The organism is Sphingomonas ginsenosidimutans (assembly GCF_002374835.1).
Taxonomy (GTDB): Bacteria; Pseudomonadota; Alphaproteobacteria; order Sphingomonadales; family Sphingomonadaceae; genus Sphingomonas; species Sphingomonas ginsenosidimutans.
The window spans coordinates 1-7,172 of record NZ_NWVD01000022.1; the positions used below are offsets into that span (position 1 = coordinate 1).

A 7,172-nucleotide genomic window follows, 5' to 3' on the forward strand; every position below is an offset into this window, starting at 1 on the left:
CCGGCTCTAGGGGACGTCTGGACGCAATCACCAAGGGAGCCCAAGGAGCCAGTGCACAAGCAGCGGATGATGTGAAGGAGTGGTGACCTGCAACGGTCACCACAGTCCGAAAGACGCGCCAGCCAAGTACGAAAAACCAGCTGCAATGACGACTAGGACCGCTATCGTGAGACTGCGGGCCCAAGGATCGGCCCAGGACTTCTTGATCCGATACTCCATCAGACGATTTTCACGGATGGCCTGATCGATCTCGGACAAGCCCGCGAACCCTGTTTCAGGCTTCCGGATAGCCTCTTCGGTTTGATTGTCGGTCATAGTTGCACCCACTCTCAGATCGAGAGAACATACCAGAAACGCGCGCGGCGCAAAGTGGAATATGATCGTCACCGGTGGCACTCGCGAGCGGTCCCGCCCAGTCTCCCTTTTTTTGTGCCAAAGCGATCAACACGCTGTCGGCGAGATCACTGTGAATGAAAAAACCGCCGACAATAGTGATATGCCAGTCGATCCCGATAGCTGAGAATGTTGTCCTCGACGGTAGATATCAGGCAGCTTTCCGTGCCGCCATTTGCGGGCCCTCGCAGCCCTCGTCCCACCATCTGCATATACCTGACAGGGCTGAACACGGGCCTAGAAATCAGGATCATGTCCGCCTTTGGCGCGTCGAACCCCGTTGTTAAGACGCTATGATTGCAAAGGACCTTCAGCTCCCCGCTTTTGAAACGTCTGATGAAGTGCTGTCGTGCCAATCGGTCCGTTTCCCCGCTCACTGCCGCAGCTGAACAGCCCGCCAGGTGGAGACGTGCGGCAAGATACTGGGCGTGCTTGACCGAGTTCGCAAAGAGCAGGATTGACGACGCATTGCTGTTGAGGACGCATTCCAGGATGCGTTCGTTCCGGTCGGGATCGTTGCCGATTTCCTCGATCAAGCTGTCTGGTAGCTCCCCATACTGATCGAAATATTTTACTTGCTCGGGTGTCAGGCTGATCTGCCGATTATACCGGATCGGTGAGTAATGCAGGGCGGAGAGTACGCCTCTACGGCGTAAACGCTCATACAAGGCTTCCTGGTCATGCGGCATCCAGCGCCGATCGAATCTCGCAGCCAAACGTTGCGATTCATCGTCATCGCGCCCGCGCCACGGAGTAGCACTGAGACCAATCACCGGGGGCTCGGTTTCACGCTCGCTTTCACTGCCGGTCTGGACATCGAGCCATCGCAGCAACGAGCTATAGCTTGGTGCAATTGCATGGTGGCATTCATCGATCACGACGACGCCCGGCTTTGCCAGCCACGAAAGGTGAGCAACCTCTAGACGCGCATTCAACGTCTGGATGCTGGCCACGACTACCACAGGTTCATTGCCTTCGGGCGGAGCCGGATTGTTTTGGCCGCCCCATAGCCTGACAATTCTGAGGTCTTCGCCGGACGTGCCGACATTCACCCAAAGCTGACGGAAGCATTGCACTGCTTGCTCGCACAGCTCATCTGTCTGCGCGACCCATAACGCAGTTCGCTTTTGGGAATCGTTCAGAACCAGTTTGACCACTGCTTCTGCGGCCACACGGGTCTTACCACCACCTGTGGGCAAGCTGACGACCGCACGACGTCGTCCGGATCTGGAAACCAGCAGGTCCCTTAGACCTTCCAGGATTTCCTCCTGATAATCATGGAGGCCGGGTAGATCTATTGGGCCGCTGATCGTGAGCTCAGGCTCGCGCCTGACGCTGGCACTGGCCGCAAACTCAGCGGGAAAACCAAGCTCGAGAACGAATAAGCGGGCAGGCTCTCCGCCCCACCTCTGCGGGGGCGCCAAGCCCTGCGCAGCAAGGCTATCGGTCAGTTTGGCAAGAATACTTGGTCCGACAACAGCAAGTGCCAATCGCGCCCAATCAAGGTTTGATATCCGGCTTCCTGCGGCCTGACGTGCTGGCGCAGGCAGGACCGCGATCAGCGCCTCAGCAGAATCTCCGACCGCACAAAGTAGCCGCTCTTCGATTGTATGCTGACTGCGGACGTGAGCCCGGGCATCGTCCACCCGTGTGCTCGCTAGCCGATCCAGAAGGCTTGCCACGTCAGCAAGAAGCATCCCGTGGCGGTCGAGCATGGTCAGAACGGCCAAGATCCGGTCATTCCAGTTCAAGCGCTCGAAACGCTCTCGATCGAGCAGAAACACACCTGTCCCATCACGAGCAATCGTTGGGTGCCCCTCGATCGGGCCGGTCGTTTCAGAAAGTCCAGCAACCCAAACCGCATCGGCTTTGCGCGCATGCGCATTCGCCAATTCCTTGTTGCCAATAATATTTCCCAGCTCCGGGAAAATCTCTTGCAGCTTTAGAGGATCGCTCAACCGGTCAGAGAATTTGATCTCAGATTTGTTGTCCAATGAACGCGCACCGGCATTTATCCATGCCTCAAGCGTTGCGGGACCAAGACATACGACGCGGCCATCTGCCGAAACCGCGTCCACAGCGACGGGATCATCTGTGACATATATCTGATCGAGTGAGAGCGCGCCTTGCGAGGTCGGCACCATCTCGGGGACCTGGCCAAAGGTGGCACCGAGTTCCCAAGCCGGCCCTAATGCCCGGAAATCGCCTCCGTAAGAGGTGAGAATTGCGAATAGGTTCGGCCAAAAGATCGATGCTGTTGCAAGATCCATTTCAGCCTTGTTGAAACCGATTTTTAGATCAACCGGGACATCCAGCCATTCGTAGAACGCAGCCGTAGTCACTGCCGCAGGCCCGCTGGCTAGCGACAACACCGCAGAAAGCTCGCGGGAAATCAGCTTCAATGGATAAGTGGTATGCCCGATCTGAATTTGACCAAACTCGTTCAACCAATACAGAAACGGGTGTCGCGAAGAGAATTTCGGGTAGGCGTTCGAGCGCGTGGTATGGCCGCATGTGATCGTGCTCGCAAAGAGACGCTCGTCCCTGGCGCATTCAATCAATTGATGGGTCAACTCGGTTGCCAGGCGCCCGCTTAGGGATGGGAGCATCCTCCATCCCAATGGCATTTCGATTCCTCGCCAAGATTGGAGCTCGAATATGTCGATCAAATCATGTCTGGGGTTGCCGCGCATTTTACGCCAACCGGCGGATTTGACGGCACTGAAAAACGGCGCGATCCTCTTTGCGAGGGGCTCGGCCCAGTCAGTGACGGTCTCAGTTCCAGATGGCGGAAACCTCTCCCGCAAATGTTCCGGGATCCGCAGCCAATGCCCCGCGTGCCATTGCTGGTCCAACTGGAGATGCGCTGGAGCGTCCGCGCGCTCCTGCTCTACGAGAAGAAGCAATTCGCCACGAGGCGCAAAGGAACCAGCCAGATTGCGTAGGCAGATCTCTTCGTCACCATGGATATCGAAGAACTCCTCGACTGCGTCGTTGGGGGCCGCCTCGATGTTCAGCCAGAAGTTTTCCCAGCCGATATCATCCTCGGCCCTGGAGAATGCGCTGCTAAGCAAGCTCTCCCAATCTGCATCGGCCATTGAACTGACGCCAAGGTGACGCGTCAGGACATCTCGCGATTTGGGATTGGATGTGACAGCTGGCAGCACGGGAGCCCGTCCCGCTGGCGTTTCAGATGGTGTCGCGATGATCGCCCTGCTCGGACTTACCAAGCCGTCACGAAGGGTCGGGACTACGACGGGATCATGAAGTTGCCAATTGTTCAGCTGCCGAGCTTCGAAGAGATCACCTACGAACGCAAGGAAGGCGGTCGCGCCTTCCGCATCTTCTCGAGCTATTAGCTCCAACCAGCTCTTCTTGCTCACCTGCTGCAGCGCAGCCAAGCCCCGGTTTAGCTTCAGACGCTCCATTCCCGTCAAGCGGTCGGCAAGTTCTCGCTGAAGCGCCTCCAGCCGCGAAGCTCGAGGCTTGCTCGAATAACAACTGGAATGTACCAGGTTGGCATGGCAATTTGGGCCTGCGAGAGCGACCCAGCGCTCAACCACATCGACTTCCTCTATCGGATGGCGATAAAGGTCTCGCGCAATTTTCAGTTGCCCTGATGTATCGGGAACGATTTCCAGATTAACAAGCTTTTCCCAAAGTGCTTCGACCAGGGGAACCGCTGGATCGTTCTGGCGATCTGGTTTGCGTGGGAGCGCCGAGATCGGTGCCCCAGGATCCTCTTCAGTGGCCAAGAAGCCTATATTCGCCGCGATAAGATCAGCGGCCGCCAGCATTAGGCACTCATTCCATGGGCCGGGTATAATGTTGGTCCGGTCGCTGTTGAGCTTCCAAGGAGCATTCAAGATCCCACTCGCCAAGGTAGGCGTGTTTGTTGGGAAAAACGCCCAAAAGCGGCCCTGGCTTTCCCGCGCTCCTAGGGGGACAGCCCACGCCAATGGCACCTCGTCGCGAGCCTGAAGGTGCTGAGCATCAGACAGCGCGTCGGGATCGGTGATAGCTACAGTCTCGTTAAAGACCCGCCAGCGCTCGTCCTTCGTACCGTCGGAAGTGACGATTTCGTCATTCTCGCGCCGCTTGCTGATGTTTCGGACTTTGCCGAACCCGAATTCGAGGGTCAGTTCTACATCCGCGCCGAGGAAGAGAACGAACTCCTGCGGAAAGTCTTCCATTTCCTTGATCAGGCGCTCGTACGCCTTTTCATCGGTAATGGCCGCCGACACCACAGTCGTCGCCCAAGCGAAATCGCCGTACTTCCAAAGAGGGCTATCCTCAGCATTTGGGTCGAGAACCTGCGCCAGTCGCATTCCTGGAGCGCGGGCATCGGCTGGCAATCCCAGATGTTCTCGGATCTTCGCTCGGCACCAATCAGGATCAAACCGAAGCCCGATTGAACGACTGACAATATCGACGATTCCACCAAGTTTCAGGAGCGATTTGAAGCCGATACCGAACCGGCCGATCTGCCCCGCCCGCTTGGCCGAGCTTCGAGCATTCAACAGTGCGACGATGCCGTCTTGGTCCAATGGCGCCCCGGTATTGGCCGCCAATAGCCGTGTGGGTTCTAAACGAACATGAATGCGTCCGGAAACCTCCCCCGACTCTTGAATGGCATCGGCTGCGTTCTGAACCAGCTCAAACAGTTGGCGATAGGCATATCCGCCGGAGAGAACCTCAATCTCCGTCTCAAAATGCTCGTTTGCATCTCTTGGTTGGGCTTCATAGGCGCGAAGCCTGCGAGCACATTCGTCGTCAACAAAATCGGCAAGTTTAGACGCGTTCAAGTCCCGCATAGGCATACCCCCGCCCAACTTTTACAACAAGCTGACCAGACGATCGCCGCCGCCATCAGTCTTTATGACAAGATTCTTGTTCTGCGCTATGTTGTAACCGAGGTGATCGTCGAACCCGAACGGATACAAAACCGGGTAGCTGGAAATCGAGCTAATCGGAATTGCCCGGTCTACATACCTAAGCGTAGCTTCTGCCAACCACGCCCCAAGCTCGGCTCCAACCGGGATTACAGCTGCGCGGCGAATATCCTTTCCTTGCCGCTGACGCTCGATCGCTCCCCAATTGGCCTGCGATTGCAGTACCATGTTGGTCATGCGACGGGTTCCCTCGCGCTCACCATAAACCTCCGCCATGCGCCGATGCACTTCGGCTGAAGAGCATTCGCCCTGTAAGCGCAGCAGTCTGCCAACAATTTCGGCAACGGCTCCGAAAAATGGATATGTGGCAATAGCCATTCCCCAGGTCAGTGCCGCCACCGATGCGCTAGGGTCAGACTTGTAGATTGCCACAGCGCGATCAGATAATTCTAGGAGTTCCGACCTAGGCTCAAGCCAAAGTCGGTTCAGCACTGTGCGTGTCTTCTTTTTAGCCGCAGTGCCTGTATGGCTTGCGTCGATTAGGTCTGTCAGCTCTTCTAAGGTTTCGACGCCGGCCCGTACACGAAGTGCAGAACGAGCCCAGTCCAACTGGATATACCTGTCAAAACCGATTTGGGGCGAGGTGTCACTCATCATTGCTCGAACTCTTTTGCGTAATGCGGATAAAGGGGACGATGAGCTCTTCAACGGACATTCCGCCATGAGCGACAACGCGATCCCCCACCCCTGTAAAGGCGCCTCTCCCCTTTGGATAAACAGGTAAAAAATCGACCGGGAGCCCCGGCAGGTCGAACCTGAAAGTATCAAGTTCGGCAGGCACCGAGGATGCCAGATCGGCGCTCCGGTAGACCCTCACCCGCTCACCCCTTATTTCGGACAGGACCCCTTGGTTTAGCCGGCCAATCCCTGTCGCATCGACGTTTCCGTGATCCGATGTGAGGTAAATCTCGAAGCCTTGATCGAGCAACAGCGTCATGAGCTGCTCTACAAAACCGGTATCACACCAATCATCAATCTGACTGGCAATTCCTCGCTTACCCAGAGTCGCACCGTGGACGATCTCATCGACCATATCGACGACGACCCCGGCGATCTTGATGTTAGGGTTACTAACCGCATCAGCAATCCGCGACATGTCCTCGCGCCGCTTCACGCCTTTGAGATAGACCACTTCACTCTTGCGAAGTCCCGCATCTTGCCAGAACTTGGCCCATAATGTCGGCTCCGCGGCCGTGCTTTCAATCGTACCCGTGAACTCGCGTGGCCTCAGCCCCGAAAACACGGTTTGGCGTGAGACTGAGGTTAAACTCGGCAACCACGCAAAGCAGGCCCCTTCATCAATCTCGATGGATGACAATTTCTCCGCCAGCCGCCCACGGATCTTGCACCACTGATCAATCGCCAGTCCGTCGAACAGCAGCAGTGCCTGGCGCGCGCTGCTACTGTTGCGGCGATGACTGAGGTGCCGCGGGACGTGATGGAGCATAACAGGCGCCTTTGACGCGGGAAGCGAAGGCAAGTCAGCAAAGTGCCGCAGGAGCCAGCCACGGAAACGATCGTCAGCTGATTGCTGAAGCCTCTCAATTTGAGGCGAAACATCATCCCCGAGCCCTCCTGGAAGCTCGAAAAATTTGCACAGGAGTTCGCCCATACGCTGCGCAAAAGAAAGCCATTCACGATGGTGGGCGCCCTCTGCCGGCAGGTCTTCTGCAAGCGCAGTTGCGCTTTCAGCAATAAACTGAGCCTGGCCTTGAACATCCTTCTTGATGCCGACCTCGACCCACGCAGGCGCGCGCCCCGAAATGGCTTCGCCAGCAACCGGCTCAAGGCATCCCTCCAAGAACAGGGAGTCCACCACCATTCGAA

Annotated in this window: 4 protein-coding genes; all 4 read right to left on the reverse strand. The window is 56.8% G+C overall.

Annotated features, from left to right (window positions below; translation table 11 throughout):
* Positions 1-96: 96 nt before the first annotated feature.
* A complete protein-coding gene (locus COA17_RS18050) occupies positions 97-315 on the reverse strand; it encodes a hypothetical protein (protein ID WP_096614257.1) in 219 nt (72 codons plus the stop codon).
* A gap of 146 nt (positions 316-461) precedes the next feature.
* Positions 462-5,207 (reverse strand): DEAD/DEAH box helicase, encoded by a 4,746-nt coding sequence (locus COA17_RS18055; protein WP_245857940.1) that lies wholly within the window; start codon positions 5,205-5,207, stop codon positions 462-464.
* 21 nt (positions 5,208-5,228) lie between these two features.
* Positions 5,229-5,942, reverse strand: coding sequence for a hypothetical protein (locus tag COA17_RS18060; protein WP_217991027.1), 714 nt, complete (start codon positions 5,940-5,942; stop codon positions 5,229-5,231).
* A partial coding sequence (gene pglZ, locus COA17_RS18065; RefSeq protein WP_141397132.1) for a BREX-3 system phosphatase PglZ occupies positions 5,932-7,172 on the reverse strand: 1,241 nt, incomplete at its 5' end. The genes pglZ and COA17_RS18060, both read right to left, overlap by 11 nt.

What these genes read in the sequence shown, in the direction of transcription:
- COA17_RS18055 (WP_245857940.1), bottom strand. Translation starts at nt 5,207, where the DNA reads ATGCGGGACTTGAACGCGTCTAAACTTGCCGATTTTGTTGACGACGAA.
- COA17_RS18060 (WP_217991027.1), bottom strand. Translation starts at nt 5,942, where the DNA reads ATGATGAGTGACACCTCGCCCCAAATCGGTTTTGACAGGTATATCCAG.
- COA17_RS18050 (WP_096614257.1), bottom strand. Translation starts at nt 315, where the DNA reads ATGACCGACAATCAAACCGAAGAGGCTATCCGGAAGCCTGAAACAGGG.